Origin of the sequence: Rothia nasimurium, assembly GCF_014217215.1 — a bacterium.
Classification (GTDB): domain Bacteria; phylum Actinomycetota; class Actinomycetes; order Actinomycetales; family Micrococcaceae; genus Rothia; species Rothia avistercoris.
The window spans coordinates 2,112,971-2,129,024 of sequence record NZ_CP056080.1; the positions used below are offsets into that span (position 1 = coordinate 2,112,971).

19 protein-coding genes are annotated in these 16,054 nt (G+C 59.8%); 6 read left to right on the forward strand and 13 right to left on the reverse strand.

Going from position 1 to position 16,054, the window contains the following annotated elements; genetic code table 11:
- Positions 1 to 8: 8 nt before the first annotated feature.
- From ispF to HWU94_RS09610, 3 genes are read right to left on the reverse strand one after another with little or no spacing between them, the layout of a single operon-like run.
- The gene (ispF, locus tag HWU94_RS09600) at positions 9 to 485 is read right to left on the reverse strand and encodes a 2-C-methyl-D-erythritol 2,4-cyclodiphosphate synthase (RefSeq protein ID WP_185173527.1); all 477 of its coding nucleotides are present in this window, start codon (positions 483 to 485) and stop codon (positions 9 to 11) included.
- Positions 482 to 1,258, reverse strand: coding sequence for a 2-C-methyl-D-erythritol 4-phosphate cytidylyltransferase (gene ispD / locus HWU94_RS09605; RefSeq protein WP_185173528.1), 777 nt, complete (start codon positions 1,256 to 1,258; stop codon positions 482 to 484). The genes ispF and ispD overlap by 4 nt, the downstream gene beginning before the upstream one ends.
- A gap of 23 nt (positions 1,259 to 1,281) precedes the next feature.
- Entirely contained in the window at positions 1,282 to 1,767 is a 486-nt protein-coding gene (locus tag HWU94_RS09610) for a CarD family transcriptional regulator (RefSeq protein WP_185173529.1), read from the reverse strand.
- A gap of 258 nt (positions 1,768 to 2,025) precedes the next feature.
- Here HWU94_RS09610 and HWU94_RS09615 point away from each other — a divergent pair, with 258 nt between their 5' ends.
- Positions 2,026 to 2,571, forward strand: coding sequence for a hypothetical protein (locus HWU94_RS09615; RefSeq protein ID WP_185173530.1), 546 nt, complete (start codon positions 2,026 to 2,028; stop codon positions 2,569 to 2,571).
- Between the two features lie 86 nt (positions 2,572 to 2,657).
- On the opposite strand, the gene HWU94_RS09620 is transcribed toward HWU94_RS09615, so the two are convergent.
- The gene (locus HWU94_RS09620; protein WP_135013364.1) at positions 2,658 to 3,338 is read right to left on the reverse strand and encodes a response regulator transcription factor; all 681 of its coding nucleotides are present in this window, start codon (positions 3,336 to 3,338) and stop codon (positions 2,658 to 2,660) included.
- Positions 3,339 to 4,586: a cell wall metabolism sensor histidine kinase WalK gene (locus HWU94_RS09625; RefSeq protein ID WP_185173531.1), complete on the reverse strand. Its 1,248-nt coding sequence runs from the start codon at positions 4,584 to 4,586 to the stop codon at positions 3,339 to 3,341. It abuts the gene before it with no gap.
- Positions 4,587 to 4,770: 184 nt separating this feature from the next.
- On the opposite strand from HWU94_RS09625, the gene phoU reads away from it, so the two are divergent.
- The gene (phoU, locus tag HWU94_RS09630; protein WP_185173532.1) at positions 4,771 to 5,427 is read left to right on the forward strand and encodes a phosphate signaling complex protein PhoU; all 657 of its coding nucleotides are present in this window, start codon (positions 4,771 to 4,773) and stop codon (positions 5,425 to 5,427) included.
- 97 nt (positions 5,428 to 5,524) lie between these two features.
- On the opposite strand, the gene HWU94_RS09635 is transcribed toward phoU, so the two are convergent.
- The 3 genes from HWU94_RS09635 to HWU94_RS09645 form a co-directional block, all read right to left on the reverse strand.
- On the reverse strand, positions 5,525 to 6,265 hold the full coding sequence (locus tag HWU94_RS09635) for a phosphoglyceromutase (RefSeq protein WP_135013359.1): 741 nt from the start codon (positions 6,263 to 6,265) through the stop codon (positions 5,525 to 5,527).
- A 130-nt stretch (positions 6,266 to 6,395) separates the two neighbouring features.
- On the reverse strand, positions 6,396 to 6,710 hold the full coding sequence (locus HWU94_RS09640; RefSeq protein WP_185173533.1) for a DUF2516 family protein: 315 nt from the start codon (positions 6,708 to 6,710) through the stop codon (positions 6,396 to 6,398).
- A 12-nt stretch (positions 6,711 to 6,722) separates the two neighbouring features.
- Positions 6,723 to 7,904 (reverse strand): PLP-dependent aspartate aminotransferase family protein, encoded by a 1,182-nt coding sequence (locus HWU94_RS09645; RefSeq protein WP_185173534.1) that lies wholly within the window; start codon positions 7,902 to 7,904, stop codon positions 6,723 to 6,725.
- A 126-nt stretch (positions 7,905 to 8,030) separates the two neighbouring features.
- Between HWU94_RS09645 and tmk the strand changes: the two genes are divergently transcribed.
- Together tmk and HWU94_RS09655 are read left to right on the forward strand one after the other, a co-directional pair.
- A complete protein-coding gene (gene tmk, locus HWU94_RS09650) occupies positions 8,031 to 8,708 on the forward strand; it encodes a dTMP kinase (RefSeq protein ID WP_185173535.1) in 678 nt (225 codons plus the stop codon).
- Positions 8,705 to 9,862 carry a DNA polymerase III subunit delta' gene (locus HWU94_RS09655; RefSeq protein ID WP_185173536.1) on the forward strand — a complete coding sequence of 386 codons (1,158 nt, stop codon included), beginning with the start codon at positions 8,705 to 8,707 and terminating at the stop codon, positions 9,860 to 9,862. The genes tmk and HWU94_RS09655 overlap by 4 nt, the downstream gene beginning before the upstream one ends.
- A 92-nt stretch (positions 9,863 to 9,954) precedes the next feature.
- Here the strand turns inward: HWU94_RS09655 and nagA are convergent, their stop codons facing one another.
- The 5 genes from nagA to HWU94_RS09680 form a co-directional block, all read right to left on the reverse strand.
- The gene (gene nagA, locus HWU94_RS09660; RefSeq protein WP_185173537.1) at positions 9,955 to 11,115 is read right to left on the reverse strand and encodes an N-acetylglucosamine-6-phosphate deacetylase; all 1,161 of its coding nucleotides are present in this window, start codon (positions 11,113 to 11,115) and stop codon (positions 9,955 to 9,957) included.
- 28 nt (positions 11,116 to 11,143) lie between these two features.
- Positions 11,144 to 11,938, reverse strand: a complete 795-nt coding sequence (locus tag HWU94_RS09665) for a DeoR/GlpR family DNA-binding transcription regulator (RefSeq protein ID WP_221625839.1) — start codon at positions 11,936 to 11,938, stop codon at positions 11,144 to 11,146.
- A 206-nt stretch (positions 11,939 to 12,144) separates the two neighbouring features.
- Positions 12,145 to 12,990 (reverse strand): class II fructose-bisphosphate aldolase, encoded by an 846-nt coding sequence (locus HWU94_RS09670; protein ID WP_185173539.1) that lies wholly within the window; start codon positions 12,988 to 12,990, stop codon positions 12,145 to 12,147.
- 24 nt (positions 12,991 to 13,014) lie between these two features.
- Positions 13,015 to 13,989, reverse strand: coding sequence for a 1-phosphofructokinase family hexose kinase (locus HWU94_RS09675; protein ID WP_185173540.1), 975 nt, complete (start codon positions 13,987 to 13,989; stop codon positions 13,015 to 13,017).
- Positions 13,990 to 14,017: 28 nt separating this feature from the next.
- Complete coding sequence (locus tag HWU94_RS09680; protein ID WP_185173541.1) at positions 14,018 to 14,905, reverse strand: SIS domain-containing protein; 888 nt, start codon at positions 14,903 to 14,905, stop codon at positions 14,018 to 14,020.
- 377 nt (positions 14,906 to 15,282) lie between these two features.
- Here HWU94_RS09680 and HWU94_RS09685 point away from each other — a divergent pair, with 377 nt between their 5' ends.
- The gene (locus HWU94_RS09685) at positions 15,283 to 15,717 is read left to right on the forward strand and encodes a PTS sugar transporter subunit IIA (protein ID WP_185173542.1); all 435 of its coding nucleotides are present in this window, start codon (positions 15,283 to 15,285) and stop codon (positions 15,715 to 15,717) included.
- Positions 15,718 to 15,732: 15 nt separating this feature from the next.
- Positions 15,733 to 16,020 (forward strand): PTS sugar transporter subunit IIB, encoded by a 288-nt coding sequence (locus tag HWU94_RS09690; protein WP_221625840.1) that lies wholly within the window; start codon positions 15,733 to 15,735, stop codon positions 16,018 to 16,020.
- Positions 16,021 to 16,054: the final 34 nt, after the last annotated feature.

Here is a 16,054-nt window from a genome sequence, read left to right on the forward strand (position 1 = left end):
TATGCCAGCTAGCTCCGCGGGTAGACCAGGGCCACAGCTGTAGCCGCCACGCCCTCACCCCGACCGGTCAGGCCCAGCCCGTCAGTGGTCGTAGCGGTGACCGTCACCGGAGCACCGGCAGCCTCAGACAGGACGCGGTTAGCCTCGTCCCGGCGCGGAGAAAATTTGGGTTTATTACCAATCAGCTGCACCGCGATGTTGCCAATCTCGAACCCGGCAGCCCGCACAATCGCAGCGGCCTCAGAAAGGATCCGCACGCCGGAAGCACCTGCCATATCGGGCCGGTCGACCCCAAAGTTCGAACCCAAATCGCCCGTACCGCTGGCCGAGAAAAGGGCGTCAGCAGCCGCATGGGCCACCACGTCGCCGTCCGAGTGGCCTGAGAGCCCGCGCTGGCCCGGCCAGTGCAAACCTGCCACCCACAGTTCGGTGCCTTCTTCACCAAAAGCGTGCACATCAGTACCGGTACCGATACGGGGAATCATGATTCTCTCTTTTCGTCGTAGAGGGCTGTAGCTAGGGTCAGGTCAAGAGGGGTCGTAATCTTGAAGGCTTCGGCAGCTCCCTCGACGGTCGCAACCGGCAGCCCCAGGGTTTCAGCCAGCATGGCATCATCGGTGATGCTTTCGGCAACCTCTGGGGCCAGGGAGGCAACATCGCGGTGGGCCTGCACAAGAGTAGCCAGGTCAAAGCCCTGGGGGGTCTGCACAGCCCGCAGCTGCGCCCGGGCCGGGGTGCCGCTCACGTACCCGGCAGCATCCACCGTCTTAATGGTGTCAACCACGGGCAGCGCCGGAATTACAGCCTTCTCCCCCGCCTCAAGGGCGGCAGCCACCCGGTGATAGACGCTAGCGGGGGTGAAGCAGCGGGCGGCATCGTGCACCAGGACGCCGGTGGGCAGCTGCTCGGGGGCACCCGGCAGGGGGGCGGCGTCCGCAATCGCGGCCAGGGCGGCCGTCACCGATTCGGCGCGCGTTGCGCCGCCGGGCACCGCCAGGGCACCGTACCGGGCACAGACCTGCCGCAGCGCAACGTCCTGCGGGGGCACCGTCACCACCAGCCGTGCCGCCACGCCCGACTCCCGGGCACCGGCCAAGGCCCATTCCAGCAGGGTGCGCCCGGCAACCTGCACTGCCGCCTTCGGTATACCTGCGCCCAGACGCGACCCAGAACCGGCCGCCACAATAACGACAGCGAGCACCGAACCACCAGATGTGGTTACGGTGCCCGCTGTATCAGAAAAATCTAGAGTGCTCACAGCTAGTGAGCATACCCGAAAGTTTAGACGCCCTCGAGAATCTTATCGAGTTCAACCTCGGCAGCTTCTTCGTCGATATCCTTAGCCAGGGCAACCTCAGACGACAGAATCTGACGGGCCTTAGCCAGCATGCGCTTCTCACCGGCAGACAGGCCACGGTCGTTCTCGCGGCGCCACAGGTCGCGGACGACCTCGGCAACCTTCAGCACATCGCCAGATGCCAGCTTTTCAACGTTAGCCTTGTAGCGGCGGGACCAGTTTGCTGCTTCTTCGGTATCGGTAGCCTGAAGTACATCAATGACTTCCTGCAGACCGCGCTCGTCAACGACATCGCGCACGCCCACCATATCGACGTTCTCAGCGGGAACCTCAATGACCAGGTCACCGTTAGCGACCTTGAGTTTCAGGTACATCTTCTCTTCGCCACGGATCTTGCGCATCTTGATTTCTTCAATCGTTGCGGCACCGTGGTGAGGGTAAACGACTGTTTCGCCAACCTCAAAAACCATATGGATAAACCCCTTTCAGCCTACCTATTCTACCATGCAGCGAAAGACAGCACCCTGAAAGTCTCAAAATAGGCCCGGTGCTCTCAGCGAACCTGTGCACTTCATTTACGCCCTTTTGCCCCGTTGATACAGACGTATCGTCGTTAAACCAGATAGAATGTGACCTGAACAGACCAAAAATTCCGTACCTCGGCGCGGAGCACACACACTTTCTCTGCCCCACCGGCAGACTACATACCCCAACAAGGAGCTAGAGCTGTGAAGAACACCGCTTCTGTGACCGTCAAGCGCGCCAGCGCCCTCGTCGCCATCGCTGGAGCCCTGCTGGCCACCACCGGTTGCACCTACACCAACCAGCCCGCCACCACCATCGTCTACTCCGCCTCCGACGGCCAGATGGCTAACCTGCTAGGCGAGAACAACCAGCAGGACATCCAGCTCCGCAACATCATGGTCATTGCAGCCGATGAGGCCTCACAGGGCCGTATGCTGGGCACCATTCTGAACCAGACCGAGGAAGACGCCACCGTTACTCTGGCCTTCCCCACCGAAACTCTCACCGTTGAGATTCCCGCTGGCCAGGAAGTCCGCCTGGAAAACGACGAGAACGAACTTCTTCTGGCTGAGGCCGGCGCTAACCCTGGTCTGCTGTTGAAGGACGTCGAAGTCTCCTCCAACGTCACCTCCAGCACCACTACCTTCAACGTTCCGGTTCTTGACGGCGCCCTGGAAGAGTACGCCCCCTACCTGCCCACCGCAGCGGTTACTCCCAGCGCTACCGAAACCGCTAGCAGCAACGGCTAAGGCCCTTTCGCTTTAAAGAGATGGGGCGGGTCCTTCAGCTAACTGAAGGGCCCGCCCCACTGCTTTACCCGGCCTAGGGCGCCGGTTTAGGGTTCAAACTTGTAGCCCAGGCCTCGCACGGTGACCACATAGCGCGGGGACGAGGGGTCAGGCTCAACCTTGGAACGCAGGCGCTTAATGTGCACATCAAGGGTCTTGGTATCGCCCACATAGTCAGCACCCCAGACCCGGTCAATCAGCTGCGAGCGCGTCATCACGCGTCCTGCATTCCGCAGCAGCATCTCAAGCAGCTCAAACTCCTTGAGGGGCATAGCTACGGTTTCACCGGATACGGTCACCACGTGGCGCTCAACGTCCATGCGCACCGGGCCGCCCTCAATCGCCCCGGCGTCGTGCTCTTCGGGTTCGCCCTGGCGGCGCAGGACAGCGCGGATGCGGGCGATGAGCTCGCGGGAGGAATAGGGCTTGGTGACGTAGTCGTCAGCACCAAGTTCAAGGCCGAGCACCTTATCAATTTCTGAATCTTTAGCGGTCAGCATGATAATGGGAACCGCGCTGGTGGCGCGAATCTGCTTACAGACCTCGGTGCCGGACTGGCCGGGGAGCATGATGTCGAGGAGCACCAGGTCTGCGCCGTTTCGCTCGAACTCAACCACGGCGTCCAGGCCGTTATCGACCACCTGCACCTCAAAGCCCTCACGACCCAGCAAAAAGGCCAGGGGCTCGCTCAGCGCCTCTTCGTCCTCAACCACTAAAATACGGGTCACTTACTTTGCTTCCTTCGCAGTTTGAGCCGCCCCCGCGGGGCGCGGAGCAGCGTTGGTGTTGTGGTCTGTTATCTGGGTAAGGGATCCCGTCGGCGGGTGCTCCCCCAGCAGGTCTTGTTCGGTTTCTTCATCGACGATGGGCAGGGCAATCGTGAAAGTCGATCCGGAGCCAGGCTGGGACCAGAGAGTCACCTCACCGCCGTGCTGGCCCACAATGTGTTTCACGATGCTCAAGCCCAGGCCGGTGCCCCCGGTTTGGCGGGAACGCGCCGGGTCAACCCGGTAGAACCGCTCAAAGATGCGGTCCTGTTCGTCCTCGGGAATGCCAGGCCCCTGGTCTTTCACAGAAATTCTAACAGTGTCACCCTTCACAGCCATACCGATGCCCACCTTGGTGTTATCGGGCGAGTAACGAATGGCGTTCTCAATCAGGTTGCGCAAGGCGGTGCCCAGCAGCTCGGGGTCACCGTGGACCGGGCGGGGGGCCTTTCCGCCCACCAGAAGTTCAATGTTTTTACCCTCGGCTGTGAGGCGGTTACGGTCAACCGATTCAGTGACCACCTGCTCAACGTCGACCAGGGTGGAGCTGAGCACCATATCGGCTGACTGGAGGCGGGAGAGCTCGATGACGTCCTGCACCAGGGCTGCCAGCCGCTGGGATTCCTTCTTTAGCTTGCCCGAGAAATAGAGTACCGACTCGGGGTCGTCAACCGACGATTCGATTGCCTCGGCCATAAGTCCCACCGCGCCCACGGGCGTCTTGAGCTCGTGCGATACGTTGGCGACAAAGTCGGTACGGACGGTCTGCGCGCGAGCAATCTCGGTACGGTCGTCAGCCAGCACCAAGATGTACTCATCGCCCACCGGGGCCACGCGCAGGTCAATCACCAGGCGGCTCTGGTCGTAAAAACCGCGGGTTAAGATAATTTCTTTTTCGACGATAATGCCCTTGGACCGCACCGCGTCGATCATCTCTAGCAGCTCGTCAGAGACCACTGTATGCCCGCGTACCAGGCCTAAGGCGTAGGCGCCCGGAGAAGCCTGCACCACGCCGTCCACAGCGTCCACCACCATGTAGGCGCGGCCAATGACCGCCAGCACCTCGGCGGCGCCGTCGCTAATGGTCGGCTCTTCAACGTCGGCCCAGCGAGCGCGCTGATGCTCACTTCGTTGCACGGCGAGCATGCTCACCACACCGATGAGGAGCCCCAGCACAGCGGCAGACAAAGCAATTACAGTAGGGTTCACATCTACCAGCTTAGAGCCTACAGACCCTACCCCGCGCCCCGAATACCCCCAAATATCCCGGGGTTCAACTAACGTTTACCCAACCATGTGTTTGTGTTCATGTGGCCTTGGCACCCTAAAGGGGTAGCCATGGGCAGGAGTCTGCCCGGCACCCCACACTTCCCCAGATGGAAAGGACGCGCACGTGCGCAAAGTCTTCCAAGCCGAACTACAGCACGTCGGCGAAGAGCTGATTCATATCGCTGCCCTGGTCCAGGAGGCTCTCGGCCGCGCTTCGGACGCCTTCTTGCAGGCCGATATTCAAGAAGCCGAAGAGGTTATCACCAACGATGCCCGCATCGACTTCATGCAAAACGAACTCGATGAGCGCGCTATCGACATTCTGGCTCTGCAGGGCCCGGTAGCCTCCGACCTGCGCATGATTGTTGGCGCCCTGCGCATGAGCTCATCCCTGGAGCGCATGGGCGACCTTGCCCGCCACGTCGCCCAGGTTGCCCGCATGCGCTACCCCGAGCACGTCCTACCCGAGTCCATCGTGCCGGTCTTCCGCGAAATCATCGAGCTTGACCAGAAAATTATCGCCAGCGTCATCAGCCTGCTTGAGACCCGCGAGCTCTCCCATACCCAGGACATCATCAAGAACAAGATGCGCATCAACGAACTCCACGTTGAGGTCTTCAACCGCATGGCAGCCCCCGACTGGGGCCAGAAGGCCCAGGTCACCGTTGACGTCACCCTGGCCTCCCGTTACCTGGAGCGCTTTGGCGACCACGGTGTGTCGGTAGCCCGCAAGGTCACCTACCTGGTCACCGGCGACTGGAACGCCGTCCCCAGCATCTAGGCTGGCAGGTACCATCTCCGTCAGAAGGTACCGCTTAAATCAGAAAAACCCACCTGGCTGGTGGGTTTTTCTGATTTAAGTGGTACCTACCGGGGATTTACTTCTTACCCTGGTTAGCAACAGCCTTGATGGCGTCCTTAGCAGCCTCGGGGTCGAGGTACTCGCCGGGGCCAACAGGCTTGAAGTTCTCGTCGAGCTCGTAGTAGAGGGGGATGCCGGTGGGGATGTTCAGACCGGCGATGTCCTCATCTGAGATGCCTTCGAGGTTCTTGACCAGGGCACGCAGGGAGTTACCGTGGGCAGCAACCAGAACGGTCTTGCCAGCCTTCAGGTCTTCCTTGATGTCTGACTCCCAGTAGGGCAGCATGCGCTCGAGAACGTCCTTCAGGCACTCGGTGCGGGGAGCGTTCTCGATGTCTGCGTAGCGGGGGTCGTTCGCCTGGGAGAACTCGTCGTTGTCGTCGAGGGCCGGAGGCGGAACGTCGTAGGAGCGACGCCAGGTCATGAACTGCTCTTCACCGTAGGTTTCGAGGGTCTGAGTCTTGTCCTTGCCCTGGAGCGCACCGTAGTGACGCTCGTTCAGGCGCCAGTTGCGCTTGACGGGGATCCAGTGGCGGTCAGCGGCATCGAGAGCCAGGTTGGCGGTGTTGATGGCGCGGCGCTGCAGGGAGGTGTGGACGACATCGGGGAGGATGCCGCGTTCCTTCAGCAGTTCGCCACCGCGGGTGGCTTCGGCGCGACCCTTCTCGGTCAGGGCAACGTCTACCCAGCCGGTGAAGAGGTTCTTTTCGTTCCATTCTGATTGCCCGTGACGGAGCAGTACCAATTTGTAAGTCATACCCCCCATTATCCCACTCCCAACCCCCAAAGCAAAGATAAACCCACACATATTCACGGAAAACCCGGTCTTTTCCGGGGGTTTCTTCGTGAATATGTGTGGGTTTTTCAGACCTTAACGCAAGCTGCGGCTAGCGGCGGCGCACCGCGACGGCGGGGCGGACGTCCGCGAGGAAGACGCCCACGGCGGTGGCGGCAATGAGCTGCATGAAGACAGACCCGCCACCGACAGCCAGGGACTGCCAGACCATCAGCACAGAGAAAACAGCCGCGGCAGCGGTCACGCCAACCCAGAAGCCCTTGGTACGTTTGAAGGCGCTCTGGTAGGCGTAGCTTGAAGCGCGGGCGGCCTCAATCAGCGCAAAAATCGACAGGGCGGCAACTACCAGGGCCAGGGCAAGGCCCACGTAGTAGGTAACCAACACAATCAGGTCAATAGGGGTCATGGCGTCCGTTCGCTACTTGAGGTTTTCTAGGGCCGCTGCCAGGTCGTTGTAGAGGTCATCGACGTTCTCGATGCCTACCGACAGGCGCAGCAGTGACTCGGGGATGGAGTGGGGCTCTGAGCCGTGGCGGCGGCGGCGTTCAATCAGTGATTCTACGCCACCGAGGCTGGTTGCGGGCGTCCAGATATTCAGGGCCTTGACCACGCGGTCGGTTTCTTCAGCGGTGGCGTCGAGGGTGATGGAGAGGATCGAACCGAAGGTGCGCATCTGTGCGGATGCCCGCTCAAAGCCGGGGTCGGTGGGCAAGCCAGGGTAGCGCACGGCCTTGACGGCGGGGTGGGCCTGCAGGCGCTGGGCCAGTTCGAGGGCGTTAGCGGCGGCGCATTCAAGGCGCACGCCCAGGGTACGGACGCCGCGCAGGCCCAGCCATGCCTCGAAGGGGCCGGCGATAGCGCCGTTAGTGGTGCGGTGGGCGGCCATGGCTTCGCGCAGGACGGGGTTAGATGTGACAGTGATGCCCAGCAGCACATCGGAGTGACCGGCGATGGACTTGGTGGCGGAGTGGACGACCACGTCGGCACCCAGGGCCAGCGGGTTTTGCCCCAGCGGGGTGGCGAAGGTGTTGTCAACGGCAGAGACAATGCCCAGGCGCTTGGCGGCACCGAGGACGGCGGGCAGGTCGGCGACTTCCATCATGGGGTTGGTGGGGGACTCTATCCACAGCAGCACCTTGGGGGCAGCGTAGTTGACGGTCTCGGGGGTGACGCCCGCGGTGGCGGCGGCCTTTTCGAGTTCGGCAATTACAGAGTCGGTGTTTTCAATATCGAGACGCACCACGGTGGTGATACCGCGGGCTTCGAGACGCTTAGCCATAGACACAGATGCCATGTAGGTGTGCTCGGGCAGCAGAATAATAGAGCCAACGGGCACCAGATCCTGCACCGCGGCAACGGCTGCCATACCCGAGGCAAAAAGAAGGCCGGGAAGCTCAGCGCCCTCAAGGTCAGCGACAACTTGCTCAAGACCATCCCAGCTAGGGTTCGTAAAGCGGGCATAGGTATTGAGGTCAGTGGGCCCTATCTGCCGGAAGGTCGAGGACATGGAGATAGGCGGGTTAACCGGGGCAAGATCACGGTGAGCGGGACGGCCGCCAGCAACCAGACGAGTCTGCGGAGAAAGATTCTGTTCAGTCATACCCACCACCATACGCGCCCGATTCTTAAGGAGCTAGTAGGTGAGAAGCATAGTCACCAAATGAACTAGCTTAGAGCCTCTGCCTAACCGTAAGCCCCAGCGAACATGCCTTGGTAGGCTAGAGGGGTGACTCAAGCACTGACCTACACCCCAGATGCCGACCCGGCACGCGCCCACGGCCCCTACCCCGGTACCTTCATCGTCTTTGAAGGCGGCGACGGGTCAGGCAAAACCACCCAAATCAAGCTCCTTGCTGACGCCCTCACAGAGCGCGGCCACCGTGTGCTGGTCACCCGCGAACCAGGGGGCACCGACATCGGAGAAAAACTCCGTGCCCTGGTCCTAGAACACGGCAACGGCGAGATTGACCCGCACACCGAAGCACTCATTTTTGCGGCCTCACGGGCCGCCCACGCCCGCCAAAAAATTCAACCCGCGCTAGAAGCCGGCATCCTCGTTCTGTGCGACCGCTACATTGACTCGTCAGCGGCCTACCAGGGAGCCGGGCGCGGCCTGGGGGTAGAGAACATCACCGACCTGAGCCGCTGGGCCACCGGCAACCTCCTGCCCGACATCACGGTGCTCCTTGATGTGTCACTGGCTGAAAGCCGTGCGCGCGCCGGTGCGCGCGGCCAAGCTGACCGTATGGAAGCCGCCGACGACACCTTCCACAGCGCTCTACACAGCACCTTCCGTTCCCTATCGCAGGCTGCCCCAGAGCGGTACGCCGTTATCAACGGTGCCCAGCCCATTGAGCAGGTTCACAAGCAGGTTCTGAACGCGGCTCTGGCGGTGATTGCATGAGCGTCTGGGATTCCCTAGTAGGGCAGAATGAGGTCAAGCACCAGCTAGCCACCGCCGCCGCTGATACTAAGCCCACCCACGCCTGGCTCTTTACCGGCCCTCCCGGTGCCGGCCACGCCACTGCGGCCCAGGCTTTTGCGGCGGCGCTCCTTTGCGACCAGCCCGACCCCACCGCGCGTGGCTGTGGAACCTGCCGTTCCTGCCAGACAGTGCTCAGCGGCTCCCACGCAGACTTCCTGCACTTTCGGACCGAAAAAACTGTCATCACTATCGATGAGGCCCGCGAGTTCGTGGTCAAGGCGCAGGACCGCCCGGCTGTTGGGCGCTGGCGAGTCATGCTCATTGAAGATGCCCACCGCATGCCCGAGCGCACCTCCAACGTACTCCTCAAAGCTATAGAGGAGCCGCCACCCTACACCATCTGGTTATTGACGGCCCCCTCCCCTGCCGATGTCCTCATTACCATTCGCTCCCGGTGCCGCCCGGTCCAGCTACGGCTCCCCCTGGTGACGGATGTCGCCGCCGTACTCGGTACCCAGTACGGGATTGAGTCCCAGCAGGCTGAACTGGTAGCCCGCCTAGCCCAGGGCAACCTGGACACCGCCCACAAGCTAGCAACCGACCCTCAGGCCCGCACCCGCCGTGATTCTGTGGTCAAGATACCGCTGACCCTCAACTCTGTTGCCTCGGCAATGGATGCCGCCGACCGGCTCATCTCTATTGCCGAGGCCGAAGCGGAGGCAGACGCCCAAACCCGCAACGAGGCCGAACGCGCCGCGCTCCTAACCTCCCTGGGCTACACGGACGGGGAGAAGCTCTCCCCCACCCACCGCGCCCAGGTACGCCAGCTAGAAGAAGACCAAAAACGCCGCGCCAAACGTATTCAAACCGACACCCTGGACCGTTTTCTGGCCGACATTCAAACGGTCTTCCGTGATGTGCTCACCCTACAAATGGGTACGGGGGCAGAACTTATTAACGCCCACATGGCTCAGCAGATACAGGCTTATGCCACGCGCACTACACCGGAAGCCGCGCTAGCTCATCTGGAAACTGTAGCGACCACCCGCCGCAGAATGACCACCAATGCAAGTGCCCGCCTAGCTTTTGAAGCGATGATGACCCAGTTCATCGCCCCACCAGCAGGCCGTTAGCCTCTGGGCCTTACCTGTTGGATCCCAAAAGTTAGCCCCGAACCGGTTACCCGGTTTGGGGCTAAAACTTGTAAAGGTGTTGGTAAGGGTTCTTAGAGCTGAACGCCGTCCCGCCAGATACGGGTGGGGAGCAGGGTTTCAGCATCCAAGAGCAGAAGGTCGCCCGGGTAACCCGGCGCAATCCGACCGTAAGAGTCAGCCAGGTCCAGAGCGGCGGCAGCCTGAGAGGTAGCCGCAGCAACCGCAAGGTCAAGCGGCTGACCAGAGTTCTGAACAGCCAGCGCCACCGCACGGTCCATCGTCAGGGTAGAACCAGCCAGGGAGTTACCCTCAACCAGGGTCGCAACCCCGTCCTTAACCTCAACTTCGAGGGTACCCAGCATGTAGATACCGTCAGCGTTGCAGGTAGCTGACATGGCATCGGTCACCAGCACGGTACGCTCCGGTGCCCGCCCAAAAATCTGGGCAACTACCGAGGGGTGCACGTGGATACCATCGTTAATAATTTCCAGTGAAACACGGCTATCTTCCAAGGCCGCAATGACAGGGCCGGGGGCGCGGTGGTGGATACCGTTCATACCGTTAAAGGTGTGGGTTAGCAGGCTAGCACCTGCCGAGAAAGCATCACGAGCCTGCTCATAGGTGGCGCTGGTGTGGCCTACAGCGACCTTAGTACCTGCGCCCACAAAGCTTTCAATAGCAGCCAGGCCGCCCTCACGTTCAGGGGCCATCGTTACCTGGAGCAGATGCCCGCCAGCCGCATCAAGAATCTGGGCAACCGCCTCAGGGTCAGGGTCACGCAGAAGATCCTCGGGGTGAGCACCCTTGTGCTGGGGGTGCAGGAAAGGGCCTTCGGCGTGGAAACCCAAAACCTGAGGGTTCTGCTCGACCAAAGGTGCCAGATTACGCAAGCTCTGGCTAATAGCCTCCACTGAGTTAGTCACGGTGGAAAGAACACTGCGGGTAGTGCCGTGCTTGGCGTGAGCCTCAAGGGCGGCGGTAGCGCTTTCAAAGGTTCCCTCATCATAGGCATGCCCAGCACCGCCATGGTGGTGGATATCAATATAACCGGGAACCAGCGGGGCGCCGGCGGCATCAACCACCTCGGTACCGGGGCTCAGGTAGCTCTGCCACTCATCCTCGCCCAGAACCTTGCTAATCTTCCCGTTCTCAACGAGTACCGCACCGCGCTGGTGAACCCCGCCGATACTCCCGTCATAGAGGGTAGCTGAATGAACGATAAGGGAGGACATAAAATCTGCCTTCTTTCTAATCAAAGAATCAAACAATACGGAGCTTATAGCCCTGCTGGGTCACCCGATCGGCCCATTCCTGGCTGATAGAGGAATCTGTAATGATGGTGGTGGCTGAACGGTCACTCTCACCGCTGATCGAGGTAAAGGAACGCTTACCGAACTTACTGGAATCGGCCACGATAAAGGTCTGCTGGGCGCGAGTAATCATGGTGTGGTTGACCGATGCCTCATACTCATCGACCGTGCCCGGGCCGTTTTCATCGAACCCGTTGACCCCAATAAAAGCCATATCCAAAGAAATCTGGTTCAGAACATCAATGGCGTAGGGGCCGGTCAGCTCGTATGAGAAGCCGTTAATCACCCCGCCGGTCAGCACAATTTTGATTTCACTGACTTCGGCCAGCCGGTAGGCGATATCAACGGCGTTCGTGACGATGGTCAGGAGAGGCTTATGGGGAGGGGACGACAAATCCTTATGGCGGTGAGCCCACTGCGCAAGAGCATGGGCAAGAGCGCCCACAGTGGTGCCACCGGTGACCCCAATCATGGCACCGGGCTTAATATAATCCAGGCAGTGCTGGGCAATCGCGGCCTTTTGGGTGCTGTGGGTCTGGTCTATCTTAATGACCGGGGGAAGGTAGGTATGGAGACTCTGAGCACCGCCCCGTGTACGTTGCAGAAGGCCGGCCTGGCTGAGCGCTTCGAGGTCCCGCCGGACTGTAGCTGTGGATATGTTGAGCTCATCAACGAGTTCTTTGACCGTCACGACTTCGCGTGAGTTCACAATATCCAGTATCTGTGTATGGCGTACGCTACGCATAGTCAGAGCACGCTCCTTGGTCTCTCTATAGTTTTCGGGATGTCGCTAACAGGTACCTCTTAGGGAAAGCACCCGTGACTTCCCAATAATCTATCGAATTCTTTTCTTGTTTTCATTCCTGTCCACAGACTGGGCTAGTTGCCCAGACAGTACAGTTATGTGAAGAGGTTGCCCGGCTTAGATAAGCCGGGCAACCATCATTGCTACTACTGAGCGGGCCCGCTCGCAAACAGGGTCAGCAGTCGCTGGGCCTCCTGGCTCAGGGCCTCACGGCCAGCAATGGTGTACTTACGGGAGTCCACAACATCGGGGTTAGCTGCCAGGTATTCGCGGATAGCCCCGGTGTAGAAGCCGTTCAGGTGGGTTGAAACGTTAATCTTGGTCATACCGGAAGCAATACCGCGCAGGATTTCCTCATCGCTCACACCTGAGGAGCCGTGCAAGACCAAGGGTACGCCTGCGGCTTCGCGAAGCCGTCCGATGAGCTCGTGGTCCAGGGTAGCGGTGCGGGAGGTCATAGCGTGTTCGCTGCCTACCGCAACGGCTAGGGTATCGACACCGGTTGCCGCAACGAATTCCTTGCTCTCTGCCGGATCGGTGCGCACACCGGGAGCGTGGGCGCTCTTCTTGCCGCCGATTTCACCGAGTTCGGCTTCAACGGTCGCACCGTTCTTGTGGGCGTATTCCACGACCTTGGCGGTTGCAGCCAGGTTCTCTTCGTAGGGCAGGGTTGAGCCGTCGTACATGACCGAGCTGAAGCCCAGGTCAATAGCCTGGCAGGCCAGTTCCACGGACTCACAGTGATCCAGGTGAACAGCAATCTCGGCGGTTGAGTTCCGTGCAATTTCAAGCATGGCACGGCCGATAGGCTCAAAACCACCGTGGTAGCGGATGCAGTTATGGCTAACCTGCATAATCACGGGCAGGTTAGCTCGCTCAGCGGCGGCCGCAATTGCTTCTGCGGTCTCCAGGTGGACGACGTTGAAAGCCCCGATGCCGCTCTTACGGCTTTCGGCAGCTAGGACCAGATCTAGGGTGCTTACCTGTGGCATGTTGTTCTTCCTTCTGGGCTGGTGCTAGGACGCCGACGGGTAGGTGACATCTTCAACGATGACCTTTTCGGCCAGTGAAGACCAGGCGCTACCGATAGAGCCGGCGAGGGGTTGGGTAACAGCGGAGGCAGACCAGCTCACTGCACGGATAAGCAGGTCTTCAAGGCTGAGTTCATCAAGAAGTGAGGTAGCAAGGGCTGCTACGAGGGCATCGCCTGCCCCGGTGGGGTTACCTTTAAGGGGTTCAGCAAGACGCGCTTTGACTCCCTGCTCTTGCCCGAAAGCGTAGAGGCCGTCAGGGCCGCAGGAGACAATAATCTGCTGGGCCCCCAGCTCCTGTAGGCGGGTGACACCCCGGTAGAGGTCTACCTCACCGGTTGCTTCTACCAGTTCAGCTCGATTGGGCTTGAGGTAGGTGACACCGGCGCGGGCGGCTTCGAGCAGGTAGGGGCCGGAGGTATCCACGATGAAAGCGGCACCGGCTTCCTGGCAAGTACGGGCGATATCAGCGATAAGTCCTTCTGGGCTCCGGGGAGGGAAGGAACCAGAAAGTGTGACCACGCTACCGGGGTACTGGGCCAGGGAGTCTGCCAGGTGCTTCAGGAGTTCCCGGTAGACCTCTGCGGGGTGCTCCTGGCCTGACTCGTTAATGATGGTGGTCGTGGAACTTTCCGTTTCCACCAGGGCGTAGGTGCTCCGCAGGGGAACGGGGGTAGAGGCGTGAAGGAGCTGCACCTGCTCATGTAGGGGGCACACTCCGGGACTCGAAGCGGCAACTCGGGCGTTGAGCTCGTCCAGTGATGCCTCATTCAGGGGCGCAAGAGCCAGAGCAGGGTAACCCTGCACGGCGGCTACGTTTGCAACGTTAAGCCCCTTACCGCCCAATCTGCGCTGGGCCTGAGGAATACGAAGAGTGCTCTCCGGGGTGAGCTGGTCTACGGTCACCGTAATATCGAGAGCCGGATTGAGCGTCAGCGTAATGACTCGTGCATCGGTCATGATGGTACCTCTACCCTTTCCCTACTGCTTAGTTCAGGATGACTGAACGGGTCAGGTTGCGGGGCTCATCGGGGTTCAGACCGTTGGCCAGGGCAGTCTCAAGAGCTACGCGGTGCTGGCGAGCAAGGTCAGCCAGGGGGTCAAGGTCACGGTCTTCGAAGTAAGCACCGGTTGCTTCTACCTGTTCGCGCAGGCCCTCGGGTGCAACGCCGAACTGCCAGGTGACGCGGCCGGGTGCTGCAATGGAGATGGGGCCGTGGCGGTACTCCATGGAGTTGTAGGATTCGGTCCATTTCTGGGAGGATTCACGCATCTTGAGTGCGGCTTCGGTAGCCAGAGCTGCGGTCCAGCCGGTGCCCAGGAAGGAGTACTGTTCAGCGTTGATCAGTTCAGGGGCGAGGGGTTCGCTCAGTACGGCGCGGCAATCTTCGATAGCGGCACGGCATACTTCTTCAGAGTCGATGGAGCTACGCAGGAACATAAGGGCGGTGGTAGCGAAGCGGGTCTGAACAACGGACTTCTCATCGGCGAAGGAGAGGTCAACAACGCGGTCAGCAAGTTCTGCTACGGGTGAGTCAGGTACACCAACCAGGACGGTGATGGGCTTGGTGCCCTTGACGCTCTTCATGAAGTCAACGATTTCGGTGGTGGTACCGGAGCGGCAGATGATGAGGTATTCATCGAAGTCACGGCCGGTGGGCACCTCGGTTGCGGTGAAGGCGTCGGTGATGCCCTGGCCAGCATTTTCGCGCAGAGCGGCGTATGCCTGAGCCATGAACCAGGAGGTGCCGCAGCCAATAGCTGCTACCTTCAGGCCGGGCTGGGGAAGGACGGCGGTGTCCAGGCCCAGTGCCTGCTCCCACATGAGGGGCTGGCTTTCAAGTTCTTCTTTCATAAAAGCGCCTGCTAGAGACATGGTGTTTTTCCCTTCCGGAGCGTCTGTAGTTCTGGTGAGCAACTGCCTATTAGCAATCATTTTCGCTCAATATTTATGATTACACATGATTCCTTTTGCTGTCTAGACCTGAGGGCAACTTAAAAGAAAAGGGACACCAAGCCCCCTCCTCAACGGCAAAAATTGAGGCGCACGACACTTAATAGGGAGGGTTTGGTCGATGTTTTTGAGTCAAAACCACCCTTTTTCAGACATTAGGACCCCATATGCGCCTTTCATCAGGCCCAATGAGCAAGTTTGATTTTTTCTCAAAAAAATCACTCAAAATGTTTACATCACGCAAATTCGCTCACTATGATGGGATGTGTAGATAGGTCCGTTACCGAGGAGACAATCCCATGAGCTTTACTCCCGATCTCGTCTCAGCCCAACGAGAGGCCAAAGACTGGAAAGAAGCTATCCAGCTAGTTGGCAGCCTCTACGAGCAGGCCGGGATAGCCACCGAAGAATACACTCAGGCTATGATTCAGGGTGTCCTGGACTTTGGGCCCTATATGGTCTTTGTTCCCGGCATTGCGATGCCGCACGCTAAGGCAACCAGCGGTGTCCTCAAGTCCGGCACAGCAGTCGTCACCCTATCCACCCCCGTCGAGTTCGGCAGCGAGAAGAACGACCCCGTCGACTTCCTCATCTCGTTTGCCTCAACAAGCACCGACGGGCACATGGAAAAGATCCAAGAACTTGCAGCTGTCCTCGCTGACCAAGACCGTATTGAAAAGGCACGCCAGGCTCGCAATGATGATGAGCTTATGAGCGTGTTCACCACCGAATAGTTAAGGAAAAGAACAATGATTTCAATTGCAACCGTATGTGGCATGGGCCTCGGAACCTCCATGATGCTGGCAGGGCAGGTACGCTCCATGCTCAGCGCCGAAGGCATCGACGCTAAGGTTCAGGCTATCGACCTGGGCTCCTTCAAGTCCCAGCCCTCAGACATCGTTGTCACCACCACCGGCATGGCAAAGAACGTCGAAGGCACCAAGGCTAAGGTCGTCCTCATCGACAACCTCATCGACAAGAACGAGGTTAAGACCAAGGTTCTTGCAGCTGTCAAAGAATTCCAAGCCGGCGCCTAAGGGCACCCCTTAAAACACATACACATAAGGTAAA

Bases quoted from the DNA above. Each gene is read 5' to 3' on its own strand.
- HWU94_RS09675 (WP_185173540.1), bottom strand. From the start codon at position 13,989: ATGACCGATGCACGAGTCATTACGCTGACGCTCAATCCGGCTCTCGAT.
- HWU94_RS09610 (WP_185173529.1), bottom strand. From the start codon at position 1,767: ATGGTTTTTGAGGTTGGCGAAACAGTCGTTTACCCTCACCACGGTGCC.
- HWU94_RS09655 (WP_185173536.1), top strand. From the start codon at position 8,705: ATGAGCGTCTGGGATTCCCTAGTAGGGCAGAATGAGGTCAAGCACCAG.
- nagA (WP_185173537.1), bottom strand. From the start codon at position 11,115: ATGTCCTCCCTTATCGTTCATTCAGCTACCCTCTATGACGGGAGTATC.
- ispF (WP_185173527.1), bottom strand. From the start codon at position 485: ATGATTCCCCGTATCGGTACCGGTACTGATGTGCACGCTTTTGGTGAA.
- HWU94_RS09645 (WP_185173534.1), bottom strand. From the start codon at position 7,904: ATGACTGAACAGAATCTTTCTCCGCAGACTCGTCTGGTTGCTGGCGGC.
- HWU94_RS09665 (WP_221625839.1), bottom strand. From the start codon at position 11,938: ATGCGTAGCGTACGCCATACACAGATACTGGATATTGTGAACTCACGC.
- HWU94_RS09635 (WP_135013359.1), bottom strand. From the start codon at position 6,265: ATGACTTACAAATTGGTACTGCTCCGTCACGGGCAATCAGAATGGAAC.
- HWU94_RS09640 (WP_185173533.1), bottom strand. From the start codon at position 6,710: ATGACCCCTATTGACCTGATTGTGTTGGTTACCTACTACGTGGGCCTT.
- HWU94_RS09685 (WP_185173542.1), top strand. From the start codon at position 15,283: ATGAGCTTTACTCCCGATCTCGTCTCAGCCCAACGAGAGGCCAAAGAC.
- HWU94_RS09680 (WP_185173541.1), bottom strand. From the start codon at position 14,905: ATGTCTCTAGCAGGCGCTTTTATGAAAGAAGAACTTGAAAGCCAGCCC.
- HWU94_RS09670 (WP_185173539.1), bottom strand. From the start codon at position 12,990: ATGCCACAGGTAAGCACCCTAGATCTGGTCCTAGCTGCCGAAAGCCGT.
- HWU94_RS09690 (WP_221625840.1), top strand. From the start codon at position 15,733: ATGATTTCAATTGCAACCGTATGTGGCATGGGCCTCGGAACCTCCATG.